A 407-nucleotide genomic window follows, 5' to 3' on the forward strand; every position below is an offset into this window, starting at 1 on the left:
CACCCAGCCTATCAACGTCCTGGTCTCGAACGACCCTTCAAGGAGCTCAAGGCTCCAGGGAATCCTCATCTTCAGGCGAGTTTCSCGCTTAGATGCTTTCAGCGGTTATCTMTTCCACACTTAGCTACCCTGCTGCACAGCTGGCGCCATGACAGGTCCACCAGAGGTGTGTCCATCCCGGTCCTCTCGTACTAGGGACAGATCCTCTCAAGTCTCGTACACCCACGGCAGATAGGGACCAAACTGTCTCACGACGTTTTAAACCCAGCTCACGTACCTCTTTAAATGGCGAACAGCCATACCCTTGGGACCGGCTACAGCCCCAGGATGWGATGAGCCGACATCGAGGTGCCAAACACCGCCGTCGATATGAACTCTTGGGCGGTATCAGCCTGTTATCCCCGGAG

The 407-nt window shown here is 55.7% G+C and carries 1 rRNA gene; it reads right to left on the minus strand.

The features are described from left to right. Positions 1–407 (minus strand): 23S ribosomal RNA (locus AB4Y74_RS17750); the annotation flags it as partial.

Origin of the sequence: Leifsonia sp. RAF41 (genome assembly GCF_052114085.1) — a bacterium.
GTDB lineage: Bacteria > Actinomycetota > Actinomycetes > Actinomycetales > Microbacteriaceae > Leifsonia.